Source organism: Mangrovimonas spongiae (assembly GCF_003944795.1).
In the GTDB taxonomy this organism is placed as follows: domain Bacteria; phylum Bacteroidota; class Bacteroidia; order Flavobacteriales; family Flavobacteriaceae; genus Mangrovimonas; species Mangrovimonas spongiae.
Window position 1 is genome coordinate 585,387 of record NZ_RWBG01000002.1, and the last position, 24,776, is coordinate 610,162.

Here is a 24,776-nt window from a genome sequence, read left to right on the forward strand (position 1 = left end):
TAAAAACTTTTCTAAAAACATATTACATAATTTTAAATCTCGCTTTGCAAGTAAATAATGGAAATGACGTAACTTTGCGGCAGATTTTTTTGAGATATGATTTATAGATTTAGAATAGTATTAGACAACGACACCGAAGACGATATTTTTCGCGACCTAGAAATACGTGAAACCGACACTTTAGAAGACCTTCACAACACCATTACACAATCGTTTGGTTTTGATGGCTCTGAAATGGCTTCGTTTTACGTAAGCAATGACGAATGGGAACAAGGTGAGGAAATTTCATTATTCGATTTAAGCGACAATGGCCAGGCGCGTTTAATGAATGAAACAACACTTAACGATGTAGTACATGAAGCACAAACCAAGCTAATTTATGTATATGATTTTTTAAGCCTTTGGACATTTTTTGTAGAATTGGCTGAAATTGTTGATGAAGCTGAAGGTACCGACTATCCTAACCTCATGTTTGTGCATGGACAAATTCCAGACGAAGCTCCAGAAAAAAACTTTGAAGCTGAAAACTTAGATGAGTTTAATGAGTTTGATGATGATTATGATGTTAATGATTACGATAATCTAGATTTTGACGAAAACTGGAATTAAAAAAAGTTTTTCATATTCATGCCTTGGTAATTTCGTTTAACGAAATCCAGGGCATTTTTCATGATATCCCCCATCGTATTACTTCGTCTAAATTCAACGTCCAGCGTGTAATTGTATATCTCTTCTTTTAATTGCATAATATTTTCTGGCGTAGAAAGGGTATCTCCTTCCATACATTCTAGTAGCTCCCCTATTCTATCATGATAACTAATCATACGCCTAGCCACAATAGAGCGTTCTTCAATTTTATATTGCTGGATAGATTCTTTTTGAATTTTTTCACGCACCAAATTAACCATTGCAATATTTTCCTTGAAAAACTGTGGTCTATATATATTTAATTTGCCTTCGTAGCATTGCTGATCAAAATCTATAGCGCGAATTTTATATACTACATGATCAAAATCGTGTGTTGGCACGATAACATAGTTATAAGAACGCATGTCTCCTAAAAGCCTAATCATACAACGCTCGTTAAACTTAACAAACTCTTTCGCTATTTGCGATTTCTCGGAGTGTGTACACTTTGGCAATATATTTTTTATAAACTCATCGCCTGGTATGCCTGCAATGTGCTCTTCTATTAGTGTGTCTTTATAAACTAAAAAATTAAGATTGTATGGTGAAAGCATATGTTCGAACTCTAAACCATAAACACGAGAAGCATCAGCTTTTTTCACATAAAAATAGGTGTAGTTATCGTTTAAAATATTTCTAATTTTTACTCGAAAAGGTTTAGAGTTTCCAAATGTGCAAAAATCTATAGCATCAACATTTAAGTATTTAAATATATTTTCGTTACCATCTGAAATTAAAATGGAATATACCCGCTTTAAAGCTAAATCGATTTCTTCTCTTTCAAACTCATTAAAATATACCCTAACCCAAAGTGTATCTTCATCATTTTTATCATACACTACTACAGAGCCTTGAAAGCGCAATAAATCATCATAAAAAATAGGTAATCGTATATTGCGATTATACTCCTGCAAGTAATCGTGTAATTTGTTTCCTATTGGGTAGGAAGGCTTCTTTTTCGATATCTTTAAATCGTCCATAACATAAAATAACCAACAACTAATGTAATGTTTTATAAATTAGTTTGTAACATTATGTGGTTAAGTTCGTCATATTTTTAACTAAACAATCTAGAAACACTTTGGAATCAATTCTTACAATTAACAATCTCACCAAAAAATTTGGTTACCTCACTGCTGTAAAAAACCTATCATTTACGATTAACAAAGGTAATGTTTATGGTATTTTAGGACCTAACGGAAGTGGCAAATCTACAACTTTAGGAATCGTTTTAAATGTGGTAAATAAAACATCTGGCGATTTCCATTGGTTTGATGGTAATATTTCTACTCACGATGCTCTAAAAAAAGTTGGCGCTATTATAGAACGTCCAAACTTTTACCCTTACATGACAGCTTACGATAATTTAAAGCTTGTTTGTAACATTAAAGGTGTGGATTTTAGTAAAATTCAAGAAAAGTTAGAGCTTGTTGGTCTTTGGGACAGAAAAGACAATAAATTTCGCACCTATTCATTAGGGATGAAACAGCGTTTAGCAATTGCCTCGGCCTTACTTAACGATCCGGAAATTTTAATTTTAGACGAACCGACTAATGGATTAGACCCACAAGGCATTCATCAAATCCGTTCTTTAATTAAACAAATTGCTGCTAATGGCACAACTATTTTATTGGCCTCACATTTACTGGATGAAGTAGAAAAAGTTTGCTCGCACGTTGTGGTGTTACGAAAAGGTGAAAAGTTATATTCTGGTCGTGTGGACGAAATGATAAGTAGTCATGGATATTTAGAATTGAAAGCTGAAAACCAAGAGCAGCTTTTAAAGTTCCTAAACGACAAAAACATATTTGGCAAAATAAATGTTGAAGACGATTTAATAACCGCTTTTCTTGATGAACCTTTAGACGCTAAGTCTGTAAACCAGTTAATGTTTGATAACGGTATTGTACTTACACATTTAGTAAAACGCAAGGAAAGCCTTGAAGAACAATTCTTACAACTAACAGATAACAACTAAAAACATCAATCAATATATGCTACGTCTTATAAAACTAGAACTACAAAAACTTTGGCTTAACAGAACAAGTAAGATTTTAATATTTATATCGTTTATTTTACCCTTTACGGTTTTAATTCTATCTTCAATAAAAATTAACTTTTTTGGTTTTTTTACTTTGGAATTAGGCGAGCTAGGCATTTTTAACTTCCCTATCATATGGCATATCACCACATTTTTCGCCTCATACTTTAAGCTTTTCTTTGCCATTGTTGTGGTAAGCATGATAGGAAACGAATACAGCAACAAAACACTTAAACAAAACCTTATAGATGGGCTAAGTAAAAAAGAATTTATCCTATCTAAATTTTACACCATTGTTTTTTTCTCTTTAGTGGCTACAATTCTTATTGGAGTAGCTACATTTTTTATTGGACTCTATTATTCCAGCTACACCGAAGTGTCGATAATTTTTAGAGAAACCAGCTTCTTATTGGCTTACTTTGTGAAGTTAGTAGGCTTTTTTAGTTTGTGTTTATTTTTAGGCATGCTACTAAAAAGATCGGCTTTTGCATTAGCATTTTTATTCATTTTATACATTTTTGAATGGCTTGTTTTTTGGGGAGCATACGAAGTTTTTGGCACTACCGAAACAGCTTGGAAAGTTAAAAACTTTTTACCGTTAGAGTCTATGTATAAGCTTATAGACCAACCTATGCAGCGTGTAGTTATGACAAAATATCCAGACAAAATTGATTTAACTTACGACTATGGTGTTTATTGGTATGAAATATTAATCGTTATTGTTTGGATAGGGGTATTTACCTTTTTATCGTACAGATTATTAAAAAAGCGAGATTTATGATATCTTTGGTAGCCATTTAAATTTGCTATCAAAAATGAAAAACTACATATTTTACTTTGCCTTAATTCTATTTACATTTTCGGGCTTTTCTCAAGATGAGGCTGCCAACTGGTATTTTGGAGAGAATGCAGGAATTCACTTTAATGATGATGGCACTGTCAACTCCTTAAATAATGGGCAATTAAACACTCGTGAAGGTTGTTCCTCTATATCTGACAAATACGGTAATCTATTATTTTACACTGATGGTGTAATTGTATACAATAGCAACCATAGTGTTATGGAAAACGGTATGGACTTAAATGGAGATTCTTCAAGTACGCAATCTGCCATTGTTGTTCCTAGACCCAATAATCCAGATATTTATTACATTTTTACTGTTGGATCCAATCAAACACTAACAGGCTTTAATTACTCTATCGTAGATATGTCTGCCAATAATGGATTAGGAAAGGTGGTAACAAAGAACATTAACTTATTAGATCATTGTGCTGAGAAAATAACTGCTGTTTTAAAAGATTGTAATTCTGGTGATATATGGGTTGTTGTTTTATCAACAACTAACGGCAACGCGACAGGAACTAACTTAAATACCTTCTATGCCTATGAAATTAGTAGTACTGGTGTAAATACAAATGCTATTACTTCTACATTCTCACAATTATCTACCTCAGATTTAAGAGGATATTTAAAAATATCACCTGATGGCGCAAAACTAGCCTGTGCCAACGTACAAGACGGACTCTATTTATTTGATTTTGATCAATCCACAGGGCAATTATCTAATATTCAACCCCTATCCATTAATGAAGCCAACAATAAGGCTTATGGTTTAGAGTTTTCTCCAGATAATACCAAACTTTATGTTACAGCTACTAATGATTTTAATGGAGCTGGTTCAACAAACCCTAGTAATCATCATTCTGTTTTAGTCCAATTTGATGTAACATCCAATGACATTCAAAACTCTCAAATAACTATAGATCAACAGACGTTATATCGTAGTGCTTTACAATTAGGCCCTGATGGTAAAATTTATCGTTCAATGAGTGAAACTTATAATCAAGGGTCCCCATTTTTAAGTGTTATTAACGATCCTAACGAACTTGGTACTTTGTGTAATTATCAAAATAATGCTATCAGCCTAGGACAAAACGACTCCACCCAAGGGCTTCCGCCGTTTATAGTATCTTTCTTTAGTGAAAAAGTTGACATTATAAACAACGGAAGTAATTCCAATAGTCTTGTACTATGCGAGGGAGACTCTTATACTTTATCTGCGGATCCTATACCTGGCGCAACTTACACATGGTATATGGATGGCGTTCATTTAACCGAAACCGACAATGACTTGGTCGTTACACAAAGCGCTGAGTACACCCTTCAAATTGAATTTGCTGGTGCTGGTGAATGCGATTTTATTGAAGGTGAAGCCTATGTTGAGTTTAACGAAAACCCTGATATTAATAACGCTACGCTTGTTCAATGTGACGACAATAATGATGGTTACACTACTTTCAACCTAAATCAAGCACAAGATGTATTATTTACTGATGTTCCTGAAAATATCGAATTAGACTTTTACGAAAGCCAACAAGACCTACAAAATGATACTGCCATTTCATCAGAAATTTACAGTAACATATCAAACCAACAAGTCCTTTTTGTAAAAGCTATTGATACTGAATCTGGTTGCTTTTCAACAGCACAATTAACTTTAGATGTTGTTCCTTCATCACAAATTAATGACATTGTAATTAATGATTGCGACATATTAGACTCTGAAGATGGTATTAACACTTTTAACCTTGAAGATATTACCACTCAAATTCAAACAGACAACAATATCACACTTCCAATCACGTATTATGCCTCTAGCAATGACGCTTTACTAGAAACCAACTCATTAAGTTCCCCTTACAATAACACAACACCATATTCGCAAACAATTTTTGCTAGAGCAGAAAATTCTAATGGTTGCTATGGTATAAGTGAAGTACAACTTAATATTGAGCCTTTACCAAACTTGGAAGATGACGAAACACTTTTATATTGCCTAAACACTTATCCACAAACCATAACATTAAACTCTGGCGTTATTGGAAATAGTAACAACTACACCTATTCTTGGTCTAATGGCGAACAAACTGAAAGTATTCAAATTAATGAACCAGGGACTTATACTGTAACGGTTACCAATAGCACACAATGTTCTAAAACAAGAACAATTACCGTTGAAGCTTCCAATATTGCTACAATCGATAATATTAATGTGGTAGACATTTCAGAAAACAACTCTATTACTGTTATTACTTCTGGTGAAGGTATATACGAATATGCTTTATTAAACGAAGACGGCACCATATATGCCAACTATCAAACTAGTAACACCTTTAATAATATTGAAGCTGGTATTTACACTGTAAGTATTAGAGATACTAAAAACGATTGTGGTATTGTTTCTGAAAGTGTTGCCGTTATTGGCTATCCTAAATTTTTCACTCCAAATGGCGATGGGTACAACGATAGATGGAATATTAAAGGCATCTCAAACACCTTTCAACCAAATACAAAACTTAAAATCTTTGACCGCTACGGAAAACTACTTAAACAAATAAACCCACTTGGAGAAGGCTGGGACGGATCTTTTAACGGTGAAATTATGCCTACTGATGATTATTGGTTTTCGGTTGATTTACAAGACGGAAGAACATTTAGAAGTCATTTTACTTTAAAACGATAACCGTTTAGTATGCTTAAACACTTAAAAAAAGGAATATTTGCAATATTCTTTATCACTTTCACAGTTCAATCCCAACAACCAACAGATTGTGTTGACGCTGTAGTCGTTTGTGGAAATTCTGAAATCAACCTTGATGTTAACGGCATAGGGACTCAAGAAGTTAGCGGATTAAATAGTTGTTCTAGTGGCGAAAACAACAGCCTATGGTTAAAAGTAACTGTTGTAACCGATGGTACTTTAGCCTTTACACTAACACCGCAAAGTACAGCAATAACAGAAGATTATGATTTTTTTATTTTCGGCCCAACACAAGACTGTAGCAATTTAGGATTTGCTATAAGATGCTCTACAACAAACCCTCAAGCTGCAGGACAAGGCAATAATCTTACGGGACTTAGCACTAACGAATCGGAGTCTTCAGAAGGCCCTGGGCAAGATGGAAATAGTTTTGTTAGCGCTATTAATGCTCTAGCTGGAGAAACATATTTTATAGTAATAGATAGACCCATAGGTAATAGTCCATTTTCTTTAGAATGGACAGGAACAGCAGAATTTTCTAGTCCTCCCAACAATGAATTAGGAAATCCACAAGCCCTTAATTTAGAAAAATGTGATACGGTAGAACCTTATAATGATGGCATTACTACATTTGATATTGAAGAAAACACAAATAATATAATTGGTAATCAAACAAATGTTCAAGTAACCTATCATGAATCAGAAAGTGATGCTAACATAGGGATAAATGCTATAACATCACCTTACAACAACATTTCAAACTCACAAGAAGTTTATGCTAAATTAACCAATACTGTTACTGATTGTTTCGAAATTATTCCGTTCACATTAACGGTAAATAGCGGCCCAAATTTTGCGACACCTTCAGATTTTGAAATTTGCGATGATTATACAGATAACGATGCCTTTAATGGGCAAACAACCTTTAACTTAACTAATAAAAATAATGAGATTTTAAACGGGCAAGACGCATCAAGCATTAACATTTCTTATCATGAAACCTTAACTCAAGCCGAAAACAACACAAATCCCTTAAACAATCAATTTTACAATACAACACCTGACGAGCAAACTATTTTTGTAAGAATTGAAGACGCTACAAATCAAGTTTGCTTTAGTACAACACCATTAACGTTAAGAATATTAGAAACACCTTTATCAAACAACATATCTTTATTCCAATGCGATGAAGATGGCATATCTGATGGAATTACAACTTTCAACCTATTGCAAGCTGTTAACGATATTACTAATGGTAATAACAATGTATTTACCACATTTTTTGAAACCTTTTCTGATGCCGAAAACGATATAAACGCTATCACCTCTCCCGAAAGCTATTCTTCGAGTGCTCAAACTATATTTGCACAAGTGAAAGACAACAATTCACTTTGTTATAGTATTGCTGAAATTGCTTTAGAAGTTAGTGCAACACAAATTCAAGATTTTATAGCCCCAATAGTTTGTGATGAATTAAACTCTGAAGATGGTTTAAACACTTTCGACCTTTCAAATTACACGCAAGATATTCATGATATTAATGGCATTAGCTTCCCTATCGTTTATTATGAAACTTATGAAGATGCCTTGCTTGAACAAAACCCTTTACCATCAATATTTAACAACACAACATCATATTCGCAAACAATTTTTGCTAGAGCCGAAAACAACAATGCTTGCTATGGCATAAGTGAAGTACAACTTAATATTGAGCCTTTACCAAACTTGGAAGATGACGAAACACTTTTATATTGCCTAAACACTTATCCACAAACCATAACATTAAACTCTGGCGTTATTGGAAATAGTAACAACTACACCTATTCTTGGTCTAATGACGAACAAACTGAAAGTATTCAAATTAATGAACCAGGGACTTATACTGTAACGGTTACCAACAGCGTACAATGCTCAAAAACAAGAACAATTACCGTTGAAGCTTCCAATATTGCTACAATCGATAATATTAATGTGGTAGACATTTCAGAAAACAACTCTATTACTGTTATTACTTCTGGTGAAGGTATATACGAATATGCTTTATTAAACGAAGACGGCACCATATATGCCAACTATCAAACTAGTAACACCTTTAATAATATTGAAGCTGGTATTTACACTGTAAGTATTAGAGATACTAAAAACGATTGTGGTATTGTTTCTGAAAGTGTTGCCGTTATTGGCTATCCTAAATTTTTCACTCCAAATGGCGATGGGTACAACGATAGATGGAATATTAAAGGAATCTCAAACACCTTTCAACCAAATACAAAACTTAAAATCTTTGACCGCTACGGAAAACTACTTAAACAAATAAACCCACTTGGAGAAGGCTGGGACGGATCTTTTAACGGTGAAATTATGCCTACTGATGATTATTGGTTTTCGGTTGATTTACAAGACGGAAGAACATTTAGAAGTCATTTTACACTTAAACGATAAAGGATTTTAGTATTTTTAACACAGCAACGTGTTAATTATGCACTGTATAAAGACGTACTTTATTCTATTAAGCATATTTTTTTGCAGCCCTGTTTGGGGTCAAGACATTACGTTATTTAACCAATTTAATGGACGATACGACTACCTAGCCATAGGTAATACTTTAAATGAAGTTGAAAACAATCTGGTGTCTGGTTACTGTGAAACCTTACCATCTTCTTCTGCTGTATTAAATCTACCTGAAAACACAACCATTATTTCGGCTTATTTATATTGGGCAGGCTCAGGAAACGGTGATACTGAAATCACTTTAAATAATACAGATTTTATTGCCGACAATACTTATACAGTTGATTATTTTGACCAAAACTATGGTACGCTTAATTATTTTTCGTGCTATAAAGACATTACTGATTTTATTGTTGATAATGGTGAAATTGCATACGAACTATCAAACCTAGATATTACTCAAACAATCACCAATAATCCTGGATATTGTAATAATAGTACCAATTTTGCTGGATGGTGTATTTATGTTATTTACGAAGATGCAAATTTACCACTAAATCAAATTAATTTATTTCAAGGCCTAGAAATTATAAACAGAAATGAACAAGAAAAAACCATAACACTAGAAAATATTAATGTATTAGACAACGAAGGTGCTAAAATTGGTTTTTTAACTTGGGAAGGCGATGCCAACTTAAACTATGGCGAATCGCTTTTTATAAACAACAATCTACTTTCTAACCCACCTCTTAATCCAGCCGACAATGCTTTTAATGGCACAAACTCTTTCACCAATTCTAACGAGCTATACAATTGCGATATAGACTACTACAACATACAAAACTATATAAATATTGGAGACGAAACAGTTGATATAAAACTAACCACTGGTGCTATTAATGAGTTTGGCTCATTTTCGGCTGACTTAATTATAATTAACAACGTTATTACCGTGTTAAACAGCCAGCTTCCAGATGCAACAGCAACTATAAATAATTATGAGCTGGAATGTGGCAACAGAAATATTTCTGTCAACTTTACCGTGTTTAATAATAATAGTACCGATGTACTCCCCCAAAATACTCCTATCGCATTTTACGCCAATAATATATTAATCGGCACAAGCCAAACCAATAACAATATTGCTATTGGCGAATTTGAAACGCAAGATATAACGCTTAATATCCCCGAAGGACTGGGAGACATAATAAACCTTCAAATTATAGTTGATGATATTGGAAACGGTTCTGGTATTGTAACCGAACTTAACGAAACAAATAATTTTCACGACATTAATTTAGAGCTACTAACAATCTCTAATACACCTATTCCCAATATGGAAGCTTGCGATGAAAGTTTTAATCAAGCTTTTTTCGATTTAACATCGCAGCTATCATTTATAGAAACTAATGGCTTTGATTATAACTTTTATACAACCTTAGAAGATTTACAAAACAACACCTTGGAAATTATTAATCCGTCAAATTTTCAAAATACGACATCCCCTCAAACCATTTATTTAAAAGTTAACACAGAAAATTGCTATAAAATATTTAACTTCAATCTTATTGTAAAAAATTGTCCTCCTATTATACCTGAAATATTCACACCTAACAATGATGGTTATAACGATTGGTTTAATATACAAGGGCTATATGATATTTTTGAAAAACACAAACTTTTAATCTATAACCGCTATGGTACATTAATTTTTGAAGGTAACAATAACATTAAATGGGAAGGAAAAGCCAACAAAGGCCTAAACAACAAAGGAAAACTCCTACCAACAGGCACTTATTTTTATGTATTATACTTAAACGATAATAATTTTGACAATATAGTTGGTTGGGTTTATTTAAATAGATAACAAATCCTTAAAATACATTTTATCGATATTTTTTGCATTTAATCCGATATTTGTTTACATTTCCAACCATTTAGCCCTAAAAAAGAAAAAATTGAATTTTAGAAAGAAAAAAATATACTTTATAAAAAAAGCTGAGAAACTAATATTTATTGTTTGTCTTCTTTTTCAAGTTATAGCAAGTTACGCGCAACAAATTTCTGTTGATGACACCTATACACCACAACAACTTATAGAGAATAATCTAATTTTAGGCTGTGTAGAAGTGTCAAATATTCAATCTACAATTAATGGCCAGGTTAATCAAATATCTAGTTATGGTTATTTCGAGCAATCTACCTCAAATTTTCCATTTCAAAATGGTATCTTATTATCTACTGGCGCTGCCTTTTCAGCGGGTAATACCACAAACGCCAATGTTCTTAATGAAGGGGATACCAACTGGGGAACCGATAGCGACTTAGAAACCGCTTTAGGCATATCAAATACATTAAACGCAACAGCTATCGAATTTGATTTTATTTCGGTAGCCAATCAAGTTCAATTTAATTATATATTAGCTTCAGAAGAATATTTTGCCGATTACCCTTGCCAATATTCAGATGGGTTTGCCTTTTTAATTAAAGAAGCTGGAACAAATAACCCATATACCAATATTGCCGTTATTCCAGGTACAAACACGCCTGTTAACACAAGTACAATTCACGAAGAAATTGTAGGCTTGTGTCCTGCCGAAAACGAACAATATTTTGATGGTTATAATGTTGGCGACACAAATTTTAATGGTAGAACGACAGTTTTAACAGCTTCAGCAAGCATACAACCTAACGTGCAATATCATATAAAATTAGTTATTGCAGACCAAAGTGACGAAAACTATGACTCTGCCGTATTTATTGAAGGGAATAGTTTTAATGCTACCGTAGATTTAGGTCCAGATATTGTTACTTGTGCCGATAATACAACTTTAAATGCAGACATTAACAATCCTTTGGCTAGTTACACCTGGCTATTAAACGGACAACCAATTGCTAACGAAAATGCGCCACAACTTACCACCACAGCATCTGGAAGCTACACCGTACAAATATCTATTCCTATTAATAATACAACTTGCGACATTGAAGACTCTATAGAAGTTACCCTAGGAACAGAACAACCTGCTATTCCTATTTCAGATTTTGCAGTATGTGATACCGATGGTGATGCCGTTGAAACATTTGACCTTTCTACTAAAGATAATGAAGCTCTATCCATAGTACCACCTGGCAACTACACTATATCATATCATAATTCACTTACTAATGCTCAAAATAATGATAATCCAATAACAGCTCCAATCCAAAATCAAACAAACCCACAAACTATATATATTAGGATTTTAGATGCAGACAATGGTTGTGTTACCTATTCTAGCTTTAACTTAATTGTTAATGAACTACCCGATATTGTAGACCCTGCTCCTGTTGAAATTTGCGATGACAGTGTTTCGGATGGAGTTACACAAATAGATTTAACACAATACAATAACGATATTACAAATGGGAATACGGCATTATATGTAAGTTACCACTACTCTCAACAAGATGCCAATACTGGAGACAATCCTATACCAATGCCGTATGTTAACACAAACCCTCAAGAACAAATTTTTATTCGAGTTATTGATGGCAATACAGGCTGCGAAACGACTAGTTCTTTAAATATTACAGTCCTAGAAACTCCAGATATTAACGCAAACCCAGAAAGTATTAGTGCTTGTGAGCAAGATGAAGATGGATTTGAGTTTTTTGACCTTTCCCCTGCTATAGATGATATTCTACAAGGCGCCACCAACACTACAATTACATTTCATACTAGTTTAGACGATGCCAATACAGGAAACAATCCTATTCAAAATATAGAAAACTTCCAAAACACGACGCCTTACGAACAAGTTATTTATGTAAGAGTTGTTAATAATGATACAGGATGTCCTTCTATTACGAGTTTTAACATTTACACCAACATCCTTGAGCAGGAAAGTGATATAAGAGATTTTCTAGTATGTGATGACAGTTCTAATGATGGTATTGCTAATTTTAATTTAGAAAATATAGGCAACTCCATTTTAAACAATTTGGAAAATGCCACAATAACCTTTTATGAAAATGAAACCAATCAAGAAAATGGCACAAACCCAATAGACCAAACCGTTCCTTATCAAGTTTCTAATTCAGCGCAACTTTTTGTAACTATTAGCAATACAGAATGTGACTACAACACTAGCATAAACTTAATTGTAAATCCTGCTGTTTTCATACAATCTTTAGAGCCTCAAGATTACTGCGATACAGATGACGATGGGTTTACATCTATCGATTTAAATGTATTCGACGACTACGTATCAACAGGCATACCTAACCCAAGTGTTACTTATTTCCTTAATCAAACAGATGCCGAAAATAATGTAAACTTTTTACCGCCTTTTTATACTAACACAAGTAATCCACAAACGTTTTATGCTCGTGTAACAGATGCCACAACTGGCTGTTATGATATATCGCCTCTAGAAATTAATATTTTACCTGCACCAACAGTTTCTCAGGCTCAAGACATTTTAATATGCGATAACGACCAAGATGGGGTTTCTACAGTAAATTTAGACAATAAAATACCCGAAATTATAACCAACACTAATGGGGTAAGCATCGACTTTTTCACTACAGAAGATAATGCCAACAACAACATTAATGCTATTAACACACCTGATAATTTTTCAACAAATACAACCCCTATATTTACACGAGTAACCAACAATACAACAGGATGTTTTGCCATATCTACTTTTATGGTATATATAAACACCCAACCTGTTTTTACAGACATAGCTGATTTCACGAACTGTGAAACTGATGGTAACCAAACCGCAGAATTCCTTTTTATTGAAAAAGATGCCGAAATACTTAATGGGCAAACCGGAAAACAAGTCTTATATTTTTTAAACCAAAACGATGCTATAAACAGACAAAATATTATAGATAAAAATCAACCTTACCAAAACATATCTAGTCCACAAACTATTCATGTAAGAGTAGAAAATATAACCGACCAAGATTGTTATGGCGTTTCATCTTTTATTATAGAAGTTGGTGCAATCCCAATCTTTAACGCACCAACAGATTTATCGCTTTGCGATGACATTACAAACGATGGTCAAGAGGAGTTCAATCTTGCCGAGGTGATAAATACCATATCAGAAAACAGCCCAGAAAACCTAAGCATTACATTTCACACATCTTACGATGATGCCGATAATGGAACCAATACAATAGATTTAAACTACACCAACACCGAAAATCCACAGCAAATTTTTGCTCGAGTTGAAAATGGCACATATTGTCATGGTATTGCAGAATTTGGCTTAAACGTTATTCAAGTACCATTGGTTAACGCTCCATCCGAAATGACTGTTTGCGATACTAATTATGATGGTATTGCAACCTTTGATTTAACCATAGCAGAAACCGAAGTTTTAGGAATAAGACAAGACAATGTCGAACTTACTTACCACGAATCTATTGCAGATGTAGAAAATAACATCGAAATTCCAACACCAGCATCATACAACAATATTGAAAACCCACAAACGGTATACATTAAAGCTACCAATACTATTTCTAACTGTTATGTCTATGTGCCTTTGGTTTTAAATGTTAATTTACCACCTAGTATAAATGCTGTTAATTTTGAAATATGTGACAATTCAACAAACAGTTACAACCTAAACGATACACTATCACAGCTATTAGACACCCAAGAAAACATTGATGTTAATTTTTATGCCACCCAACAAGACGCCCAAAACAATACTAATGCCATAAGTACAGACTACACATATACAAGTAATAATACAACCTTATACATAACTGCTACAAATAGTAATACAGGCTGTCGTGCTACACAATCGTTTAACTTAACAGTAAACCCAACACCTATTGCTAACCAACCGCAAAACCTAATTTCTTGCGACGATAACTTTGATGGATTTTATACCTTTGATTTTTCCCAACAAACCAACACTATTTTAGGAAATCAAAATCCCAATCAATTTAATGTGTCATATTTTGAAACCGAAAATGATGCTCTGGAAAACACCAACCCAATTACCAATTTAAACTACAGTGCTTCTAACGGACAAACTATTTATGTTAGAGTAGAAAACGTAATTACAAATTGTTTTTCTACAACATCGTTCTCCACCATTGTTCATAGAAAACCCGAAGTTAATATCGGTAATCAAACCATCTGTATAGACAATTTACCATTAATCGTCTCTGCCGAAACAGGCTTTAATACCGACACTTATTTATGGTCAACTAACCAAACAGCTTCAGAAATTGAAATCACACAAATTGGCAGCTATTCAGTCACAGTTACTACAGAAAACGGTTGCGAAACCACCTCAACTTTTTCGGTTATCGAATCGGAACAAGCTACTATAGAGTTTACAGAAACTATTGATTTTTCCGACCCCAATAATATTACAGTAACTGTAAGTGGTATTGGGAATTATCAATACAGTATCGATAATGGGCCACCGCAAGACTCCAACGTATTTTATAACGTAACTTGGGGACCACACATTATCGAAGTTAAAGACTTAAACGGTTGCGCATCGGCAATAAAAGAAATCGTGGTAATCGATGCGCCATTATTCTTTACACCTAATAACGATGGCTACAACGATTATTGGCATATCGCAGGCGTAGAGCAATTAGAAGGTACCGTTATTTACATTTTTGATAGATTTGGTAAACTACTAAAAACACTAAGTCATAGCTCTCAAGGTTGGGATGGCACTTATAGAGGCGAAAATATGCCAACAAACGACTATTGGTTTTTAGCCGAAGTAAAAAAAGGAGATATCTCGTTTGAAGTAAAACGACATTTTACCCTAAAACGATAACAAGTCTTAACATTTTAAAAAAATAAAAACTTTTTTTATTCCCTATCTTTGCAAGTCGAAATCATGACAATAATGAAACATTGGGAAAGTTTACTTTTTTTTCTCTTTATAACGTTTGTTAGTTTTGGACAAAATGTTCAAGTAGATGCGCAATCCTATACGGCACAAGAACTCATTGAAGATATTCTTATAGGAAGCAATTGTATTAGTAACATTAATGTTACCAACGTTGTTGGTGGCGACTTTGGCGGTACCGACCAAAGTTATGGCTACTTTAATGGCAACAACTCTAGTTTTCCATTTTCCGAAGGTTTGGTGTTAAGCACAGGAAGGTTGTCAAATGTTGAAGGTCCAAATACCTCGTTAAGCGATGATGATGCCAATAACTGGGGCGGCGACCAAGACCTAGAAAATGTGTTAAACGAACACAACACACTTAATGCCACTATTATCGAATTCGATTTTCAATCTATTGCAGAGCAAATTACATTTCGCTACATTTTTGCTTCCGAAGAGTATCAAGAAGGCAATAGCAACACCTGCCAATATTCCGATTTATTTGGGTTTCTTATTCGTCCAGAAAACGAGCAACAGTACACCAATATAGCGGTTGTACCTAATACACAAACCCCTGTGAAAGTAACCACAGTTCACTCAGGTATTCCTGGTGCTTGCGACCCAATTAACGAAGCCTATTTTGGCAGTTGGAATAACAGCAATGCCCCTATAAATTTTAATGGACAAACGGCTATTTTAACCGCCACAGCCAATGTTGAAAGAAACCAAACGTATCATGTAAAATTAGTTATTGCCGATGAACAAAATTACCGTTATGATTCGGCAGTGTTTTTAGAAGCTGGAAGCTTCCAATTAGCAACCGATTTAGGTCCAGACCGTTTAATAGCCAATGGTACCGCTTTATGTGAAGGAGAAACTTATCAATTAATAGCTCAAGAACCTGGCAACACAAACACCTACCGTTGGTTTAAAGATGGTGTAGAACTTATAGGTGAAACAGGAACAACACTCAATGTAGATTCTGAAGGAACCTATCAAGTAGAAGTTAACATAAACGGATGCATTTTGTATGGTGATGTGATTATAGAATACACCCCAACGCCACAAGTAAACAACACGACACTTACCCAATGCGATACAAATCAAGACGGCCTTTCGGTCTTTAATCTTTTTGATGCCGAAAATGATGTTCTAGCAGAAAATGGTACCTATGTAACGAATTTTTATAACTCATTAAACGAGGCTAATAATGCAATTAATGAGATAAATACACCAACAGCCTACAATAATACCACACCAAACGAAATTGTTTTTGCCCGTGTAGAAAATCAGTTTGGATGTTATAATGTAGCTGAAGTGACGCTTAATACAACTTACAACCCAATATCGCTACAACCATACCAAACATGCGACGATAATAACAATGATGGTTATACCGAATTTGACCTCAACCTAGTGGAAGCTCAAATTGCACAAAGTGTTCCTGCAAATTCTCAAATACGTTTTTATGTATCAGAAGAAGATGCCTTTTTAAATAATAACCCTATAAATAACGCTTATATAAATACCATCGCTTACTCTGAAAATATGGTTGTTAAAATAACAAACAATCAATCATGTTATGCGGTTACCACAATTCGCCTGGATGTTTTAGACAATCCTTACTTACTCCCAGACGAAGAAACCTATTATTGTACAAATTCCCATCCGCAGCAAATTACATTAAATGCTGGTGTCGTTAATCAATCAGGAACCTTTAACTATCAATGGGAGTTTAATGGCAACGACTTAGGATTATCTTCTGAAAACATTCAAATTAACGAGATAGGAACTTATACTGTTACCGTTACAAATAGTAATAATTGCTCTTCAACAAGACATATAGAAGTATTGCCTTCCAACGCTCCAACAATAGAAGATATCATTGTTGTAGAAGCAAGCAATAATAACTCCATAACTATTCTAGTTAGCGGTGATGGCAATTATGAATATGCCTTAAACAATGGTGTTTTTCAAACATCAAATACCTTTACAAATCTAGCTCCTGGTGTTTATAACGTTACCATTAACGACACCAATAATTGTGGTGCAATAACCGTTGATGTTTCTATTTTAGGGTTTCCGAAGTTCTTCACGCCTAATGGCGATAATATTAATGACTATTGGATTCCAAAAGGCATTAATCAACAAAACCCTAATCTAAAAATTAGCATTTTTAACCGCTATGGAAAGCTTCTAAAAATTTTAGATAACTATGAATATGGTTGGGATGGTACTTTTAAAGGAAAGCTTTTACCTAGTGATGATTACTGGTTTAAAACCGAATTATCCAATGGTAAAACATACACTGGCCATTTTACATTAAAACGCTAAATAACCTTAGCTTAACACAGCTTTTCTCTTTTATTTATTTATTTGCCGTCCCAATTTTAATTATGAGACATCTAACTTTACTTTTTATTTTTTTAGGACTTTGGTCTAACGCTATATTTTCTTCAAACTGCCCTGATCCAGTTATTACCAGTTTTAGTCCAACAACAGGACCAGAAAACACTAGCATAACAATTTCTGGAAACAATTTTAACGCTACAGCAAATGTTACTATTGGCGGTATAAATACTAGTTACACGATTATTAACGACACTACCATTATGGCCTTCATCCCTAATGGTGCCAATGGCTTGTCTAGCATTTCCATAACTAGTAATGGAGGATGCGTAGGAAACGCAACTACCGATTTTGACGTTATAACTTCTGAATGTAATCTAGGTGATTTATACATCTCTGAAATTTATGATTCGGAGCCAGGAAGTTATGGCATTATAGAACTTTACAATCCTACAAACACATCTATAAGTTTAGATGGCGTATATGATATAGAACGCTATGGCGATATTGGAAACCCAACACCTTCTATAACAGTTCCTTTAGTTAACTCTGTTGCGCCTCAACAGACTTATATTATACAAATGGGAACAAACGGAAACGCGTGCGCGATTACTCCTGATACAAGTGCAAGCTCTGGTTTTAACGATAACGATGAGTTTAAACTACTAAAAAATGGTACTGTTATTGATGTTGTTGAAGCCCCTACCGAGAGAGGTTACAGCATTATAAGAAACGCTAATGCTAACGAACCACAAGCCACGTTTAATAGCAGTAACTTTACAATAAACTTAAACGAATCTTGTTCAAATTTAGGATTTCATACTGCAGATCCTATAACTGATAACACTCCAGCAATTGCAAACCCTGTTTCCAAAACCGTTTGCGAAAATGGTTCTTTAACATTTTACACGTCAATAAACAACAGTATTTTTCAATACCAATGGAAAGTTCTCGACGCCTCAGGAAACTGGATAGATGTTCCAAATAATGGGAACTACTCTAACCCTAATGAAGCATGGCTAGATATAACAAATGTACCTTTAAGTTTTGACGGTAACCAATACTATTGTGAAGTTACTTCGGCATCATGTGTTTTTGTTACTAGCGTCGCTCAGTTATATATTGACACTCCAGAAGTTGACACAATTCCCAACCAAACCGTTTGTCAAGAGTACACACTACCTGCTTTAACCAATGGAAATTACTATACAGGAGCAAACGGAACAGGCACACAACTTAATGCTGGAGATGTGATTTCTACTTCACAAACCATTTATATTTACAATCAAATTGGAACACCTCCAAATACGTGTAGCAACCAATCTAGTTTTGAGGTTATTATTTCTGGAACACCTAATGTAGACTCCTTGTCTAACCAAACCATCTGTCAAGAGTACACGCTGCCAGCTTTAACCAATGGAAACTATTTTACAGGAACTAATGGTACAGGCACACAACTTAATGCCGGAGATGTGATTTCTACATCACAAACCATTTATATTTTTAACCAAATTGGAACGCCTCCAAACACGTGTAGTAACGAATCTAGTTTTGAGATTATTGTTTCTGGAACACCTAATGTGGATACCTTGCCTAACCAAACCGTCTGTCAAGAGTATACGCTGCCAACTTTAACCAATGGATATTACTTTACAGAAGCAAATGGAACAGGCACACAACTCAATGCTGGAGATGTGATTTCTACTTCACAAACTGTTTATATTTACAACCAAATAGGAACGCCTCCAAATACGTGTAGCAACCAATCTAGTTTTGTGGTTATTGTTTCTGGAACACCTAATGTGGATACCTTGCCTAACCAAACCGTTTGTCAAAATTACACACTACCTGCTTTAACCAATGGAAACTATTTTACAGGAACTAATGGTACAGGCACACAACTTAATGCCGGAGATGTGATTTCTACATCACAAACCATTTATATTTACAACCAAATTGGAACACCTCCAAATACATGTAGTAACGAATCTAGTTTTGATGTAACTATATTACCAAGTATTGATTTTCAATTAAATGAAAACAACTTAATTATAAATGAAAACGCTTTAACTGTTGTCATGACAAATACCTCTATAACTTATGAATTCGCTATAGACAACAATAGTTTTCAAAGCAATAATAACTTTACCAATCTATCCGAAGGTTTTCATACACTATACGTCCAAGACAGTAATGGTTGTATTATAAAGTCTATAAATTTCAATATTGAAACGTCATATATCGAAACCCTAGATATTCCTCCATTCTTTACCCCAAATGGAGATAGCTTTAATGATGTTTGGCAAATTTCTGATCCTAATAACACCATTAAAGAGGTATATGTCTTTAATAGATTTGGAAAACTACTAAAACAAGTGTCTACATCTCATTTAAGTTGGGATGGCACATATAACGGTAATATCTTAGAAACTAACGATTATTGGTATTTAATTAATCTAAAATCCGGTAAGCAGCTAAAAGGTCATTTCTCGTTAAAAAGATAATCTAAAACATCATATCCTCCAGTTAATTTTATGTAATTTTGAAGGTATGAAATTTAAGGTAAAATCAGAGTTTAAACCTACTGGCGATCAGCCTCAAGCTATTAAGCAACTTGCTAACGGTATTTTAAATAACGATAAATACCAAACATTACTTGGTGTTACCGGCTCTGGAAAAACATTTACAGTTGCCAATGTTATTGAGCAAATACAACGTCCCACTTTAGTTTTAGCACATAATAAAACGTTAGCAGCACAATTATACTCTGAATTTAAACAGTTTTTTCCCGATAATGCTGTCGAATATTTTGTATCGTATTACGACTATTATCAGCCAGAAGCTTATATACCTGTTTCTGGAACCTACATAGAAAAAGACCTCTCGATAAATGACGAAATTGAAAAACTAAGGTTAAGCGCTACATCTTCTTTATTGTCTGGAAGACGCGATGTTTTAGTCGTCGCTTCTGTATCGTGTTTATACGGTATTGGAAATCCTGTTGAGTTTCAAAAAAATGTTATTTCTATAGAACGTGATCAAGTTATTTCACGCACAAAATTATTGCATAAGCTAGTACAAAGTTTGTACTCGCGTACCGAAGCCGAATTTAATCATGGTAATTTCAGGATTAAAGGCGATACCGTAGATATTTTTCCAAGTTATGCCGATAATGCCTTTAGAGTTCATTTTTTTGGAGATGAAATTGAAGACATTGAAGCGTTTAATATTCAAACTAATGAGGTTATTGAACATTACGACAGATTAAACATTTACCCTGCCAATATGTTTGTAACTTCACCAGAAGTGCTTCAAAATGCTATTAAAGATATTCAAGACGACTTAGTAAAACAATACGACTATTTTAAAGACATAGGAAAGCATCTTGAAGCTAAACGTTTAAAAGAACGTACCGAATTTGATTTAGAAATGATTCGCGAATTAGGCTATTGCTCAGGTATTGAAAACTACTCGCGTTATTTGGATGGCAGACAACCAGGCTCTAGACCATTCTGTTTATTAGATTATTTTCCAGACGATTATTTAATGGTGGTAGACGAAAGTCATGTGACTATTTCTCAGGTGCATGCTATGTATGGTGGCGATCGCAGCAGAAAGGAAAACTTGGTCGAATACGGATTCCGTTTGCCTGCAGCTATGGATAACCGTCCATTAAAATTTGAAGAATTTGAGGCGCTGCAAAATCAAGTCATTTATGTCTCGGCAACACCAGCTGATTATGAGCTTGAAAAAACCGATGGTATTTACGTCGAGCAAGTTATTAGACCAACAGGCTTACTTGATCCTGTAATTGAAGTGCGCCCAAGTTTAAATCAAATTGATGATTTAATTGAAGAAATTCAACAGCGTGTAGAAAAAGACGAACGCACCTTAGTAACTACCCTTACTAAACGCATGGCGGAAGAATTAACCAAATACTTGGCCAGAATTCAAATTAGAGTACGGTATATTCATAGCGATGTGGATACGTTGGAACGCGTAGAGATAATGCAAGATCTACGTAAAGGATTGTTTGATGTTTTAGTTGGTGTAAACCTCCTTCGTGAAGGTCTAGATTTACCCGAAGTCTCGTTAGTTGCTATTTTAGACGCAGATAAAGAAGGCTTTTTACGTTCGGCACGTTCGCTTACACAAACTGTAGGTCGTGCTGCAAGAAACCTTAATGGGAAAGCTATTATGTATGCTGATAAAATTACCAAAAGCATGCAAAAAACCATTGATGAGACAAATTACAGACGAGAAAAGCAAATTGCTTATAACACAGCAAATAATATTACTCCCAAAGCCTTAAATAAAAGCTTAGATAGCGCATTAGCTAAAAACTCGGTAAGCACATATCATTATGAAATGGAAGCAGCAAAAGCTGCCGAACCAGAAAGCGAATACTTATCGAAACCAGAGTTAGAAAAGAAAATTAGAGACAGTAGAAAGCATATGGAAAATGCCGCTAAAAACTTAGATTTTATGGAGGCTGCAAAATTTAGAGATCAAATAAAAGCTTATCAAGAAAAATTAGAAAAGCTAAAAGCTTAATTGTAGTGAACTTTAAAAATGTCTATTAAAACATCTGGTGGAATAATCTTATTGGGAAAACTCTCCATTAGGTACAATACTTTATTTATAGATTCATGACTTAACCCCATACGTAATCCAAAGTTATGAAGTTTGGTGATTTCTTTAGATGTGTTTTCGCCATCGCTATCCATTAACAAAACAAGACGGTGAAATTGCACAATCCGTTCGCTATGAGATTCTAAATGAATATAATTAATCGGGTTATTTATTAAATAGTCAAAATCTTCTCTAGAAATCCTTAATTGTTTAGCTATGGCTAATAAAAAACTGTGTTCTAATGGTTTAAGAATATTTTCACTCTTAGCAAAAGAAATCATTTCAGATAGGAGACTTAGCTTTTCAACTCGATTTATCATAGAAAAGAAGGGATTAAGTAATTGTTTTATAAAATTAAGCAGATTTATACTTTCTTAATCATTCATTATCTGCAACTTATCGAAAAAACGGCTACCATTCATCGTTGATTTATTACGATACAGCAAAATACAAATAATAAAACACTGATTCACAATACTTTAATATTGCATTTGTGTTTTTCTATAAATAGAAAAAATCTAAATAAGAATGTATTTACTATCTTGCCAAACAATTATGACAAACAACGATATATTTAAAAAGTTACGCGTAGCGCTTCAACTTCGTGATGACGAGATAGTAAAAATTTTGGAATTGGTAGATTTCAGAATATCAAAAAGCGAATTAGGTGCTTTTTTTAGAAAAGAAACACATCCCAAATACAAGGAATGCGGCGATCAGATTTTAAGAAATTTCTTAAATGGCTTAGTTATTCATTTACGTGGTCCTAAACCATCTAAAAAACAGAAAACAATACCACAAAAAAAGAGCAACAAATAACTGTTGCTCTTTTTTTATGAGATTTGGAATATCTTGTTAAGATAATACTTGTTGTACTTTATCTGCAGCTTCTTGAAACTCGGTAGCACTTAGTACATCTAATCCCGAATTATCAATTAATTCTTTAGCGATGTCTGCATTGGTTCCTTGTAAACGTACAATAATTGGCACTTGAATAGCGTCTCCCATATTTTTATAAGCATCTACAACACCTTGCGCTACACGATCACAACGTACAATACCACCAAATATGTTAATTAAGATAGCTTTTACATTAGGATCTTTTAAAATAATTCTAAAAGCAGCTTCAACACGTGCAGCATCTGCTGTTCCTCCAACATCTAAGAAGTTTGCTGGTTCACCACCTGCTTGCTTAATTAAATCCATAGTTGCCATGGCTAAACCAGCTCCGTTAACCATACAACCTACGTTTCCATCAAGGTCAACATAGTTTAGGCCTAATTCGCCTGCTTCTACTTCTATTGGGCTTTCCTCGCGTAAATCACGTAATTCGGCTAAATCTTTATGTCTGTATAAGGCATTGTCATCTAACGTTACTTTAGCATCTACAGCCATAATTTTATCGTCGCTAGTTTTTAACACTGGGTTAATTTCAAATAACGAGGCATCAGATTTGTCGTAAGCTGTATATAAAGCGGTTACAAATTTTGTCATTTCTTTAAATGCCATACCGCTTAACCCTAAGTTAAAGGCAACACGACGTGCTTGAAATGGTAAAATTCCTGTAGCAGGATCTATTTCTTCAGTAAAAATTAAATGTGGGGTTTTCTCGGCAACTTCTTCAATGTCCATTCCACCTTCGGTAGAATACATAATCATATTACGACCATTACTTCTGTTTAAAAGCACAGACATATAAAATTCGTTTGGCTCTGAGTCACCTGGATAATAAACGTCTTCTGCTACTAATACCTGGTGTACACGTTTACCTTCGGCAGAAGTTTGAGGTGTTACTAAATCCATACCTATAATTTGGCCTGCAATGTCTTTAACTTCGTCTAGGTTTTTAGCTAGCTTAACACCGCCACCTTTACCACGCCCTCCGGCATGAACTTGGGCTTTTATAACGTGCCAACCTGTTCCTGTGTCTTCGGTTAATTGCTTAGCTTTTGCAACTGCTTCCTCTGCATTTTGAGCGACTAATCCGCGTTGGATTCGTACACCAAAACTGCTTAATAATTCTTTTCCTTGATATTCGTGTAAATTCATAATTCGCTATAAAGTTTAAGAGCCACAAATGTAATTAATCGCAATAACTTACCCTAATATTTTAATTACGAAAAACCCTCTTAGACAACAGATTTCTTCATGATGTTAAATAATTAACACTATGTTTAAATTGTGTGATATTTTTAAGAATTAATT

14 protein-coding genes are annotated in these 24,776 nt (G+C 34.2%); 11 read left to right on the forward strand and 3 right to left on the reverse strand.

From position 1 onward, the window contains the following. Window positions 1–96 precede the first annotated feature (96 nt). Window positions 97–609, forward strand: a complete 513-nt coding sequence (locus tag EJA19_RS06935; RefSeq protein WP_125467620.1) for an IS1096 element passenger TnpR family protein — start codon at window positions 97–99, stop codon at window positions 607–609. Here the strand turns inward: EJA19_RS06935 and EJA19_RS06940 are convergent. Continuing rightward, on the reverse strand, window positions 606–1,667 hold the full coding sequence (locus EJA19_RS06940; RefSeq protein ID WP_125467621.1) for a hypothetical protein: 1,062 nt from the start codon (window positions 1,665–1,667) through the stop codon (window positions 606–608). The two genes, EJA19_RS06935 and EJA19_RS06940, sit on opposite strands and share 4 nt — an antisense overlap. A gap of 101 nt (window positions 1,668–1,768) precedes the next feature. Here EJA19_RS06940 and EJA19_RS06945 point away from each other — a divergent pair, with 101 nt between their 5' ends. The 9 genes from EJA19_RS06945 to uvrB all read left to right on the forward strand — a co-directional run bounded on the left by EJA19_RS06945 (window position 1,769) and on the right by uvrB (window position 22,493). Further along, window positions 1,769–2,665 carry an ABC transporter ATP-binding protein gene (locus EJA19_RS06945; protein WP_125467622.1) on the forward strand — a complete coding sequence of 299 codons (897 nt, stop codon included), beginning with the start codon at window positions 1,769–1,771 and terminating at the stop codon, window positions 2,663–2,665. Between the two features lie 16 nt (window positions 2,666–2,681). Further along, entirely contained in the window at window positions 2,682–3,509 is an 828-nt protein-coding gene (locus EJA19_RS06950) for an ABC transporter permease (RefSeq protein WP_125467623.1), read from the forward strand. 34 nt (window positions 3,510–3,543) lie between these two features. Then, window positions 3,544–6,252, forward strand: coding sequence for a T9SS type B sorting domain-containing protein (locus EJA19_RS06955; protein ID WP_125467624.1), 2,709 nt, complete (start codon window positions 3,544–3,546; stop codon window positions 6,250–6,252). A 9-nt stretch (window positions 6,253–6,261) separates the two neighbouring features. After that, window positions 6,262–8,712 carry a T9SS type B sorting domain-containing protein gene (locus EJA19_RS06960; RefSeq protein WP_125467625.1) on the forward strand — a complete coding sequence of 817 codons (2,451 nt, stop codon included), beginning with the start codon at window positions 6,262–6,264 and terminating at the stop codon, window positions 8,710–8,712. A gap of 37 nt (window positions 8,713–8,749) precedes the next feature. Beyond that, window positions 8,750–10,588, forward strand: a complete 1,839-nt coding sequence (locus tag EJA19_RS06965; RefSeq protein ID WP_125467626.1) for a T9SS type B sorting domain-containing protein — start codon at window positions 8,750–8,752, stop codon at window positions 10,586–10,588. 91 nt (window positions 10,589–10,679) lie between these two features. Next, a complete protein-coding gene (locus tag EJA19_RS06970) occupies window positions 10,680–15,533 on the forward strand; it encodes a T9SS type B sorting domain-containing protein (protein ID WP_240640235.1) in 4,854 nt (1,617 codons plus the stop codon). Between the two features lie 72 nt (window positions 15,534–15,605). After that, complete coding sequence (locus tag EJA19_RS06975; protein WP_125467627.1) at window positions 15,606–17,924, forward strand: T9SS type B sorting domain-containing protein; 2,319 nt, start codon at window positions 15,606–15,608, stop codon at window positions 17,922–17,924. A gap of 62 nt (window positions 17,925–17,986) precedes the next feature. Further along, complete coding sequence (locus EJA19_RS06980; protein ID WP_125467628.1) at window positions 17,987–20,443, forward strand: T9SS type B sorting domain-containing protein; 2,457 nt, start codon at window positions 17,987–17,989, stop codon at window positions 20,441–20,443. 46 nt (window positions 20,444–20,489) lie between these two features. Then, a complete protein-coding gene (gene uvrB / locus EJA19_RS06985) occupies window positions 20,490–22,493 on the forward strand; it encodes an excinuclease ABC subunit UvrB (RefSeq protein WP_125467629.1) in 2,004 nt (667 codons plus the stop codon). On the opposite strand, the gene EJA19_RS06990 is transcribed toward uvrB, so the two are convergent. After that, on the reverse strand, window positions 22,490–22,891 hold the full coding sequence (locus EJA19_RS06990; protein ID WP_125467630.1) for a TerB family tellurite resistance protein: 402 nt from the start codon (window positions 22,889–22,891) through the stop codon (window positions 22,490–22,492). The genes uvrB and EJA19_RS06990 overlap by 4 nt on opposite strands. 235 nt (window positions 22,892–23,126) lie before the next feature. On the opposite strand from EJA19_RS06990, the gene EJA19_RS06995 reads away from it, so the two are divergent. After that, a complete protein-coding gene (locus EJA19_RS06995; protein WP_125467631.1) occupies window positions 23,127–23,390 on the forward strand; it encodes a DUF1456 family protein in 264 nt (87 codons plus the stop codon). 36 nt (window positions 23,391–23,426) lie between these two features. Here EJA19_RS06995 and sucC read toward each other — a convergent pair whose 3' ends face one another. Then, window positions 23,427–24,620 (reverse strand): ADP-forming succinate--CoA ligase subunit beta, encoded by a 1,194-nt coding sequence (gene sucC / locus EJA19_RS07000; RefSeq protein WP_125467632.1) that lies wholly within the window; start codon window positions 24,618–24,620, stop codon window positions 23,427–23,429. Window positions 24,621–24,776 lie beyond the last annotated feature (156 nt).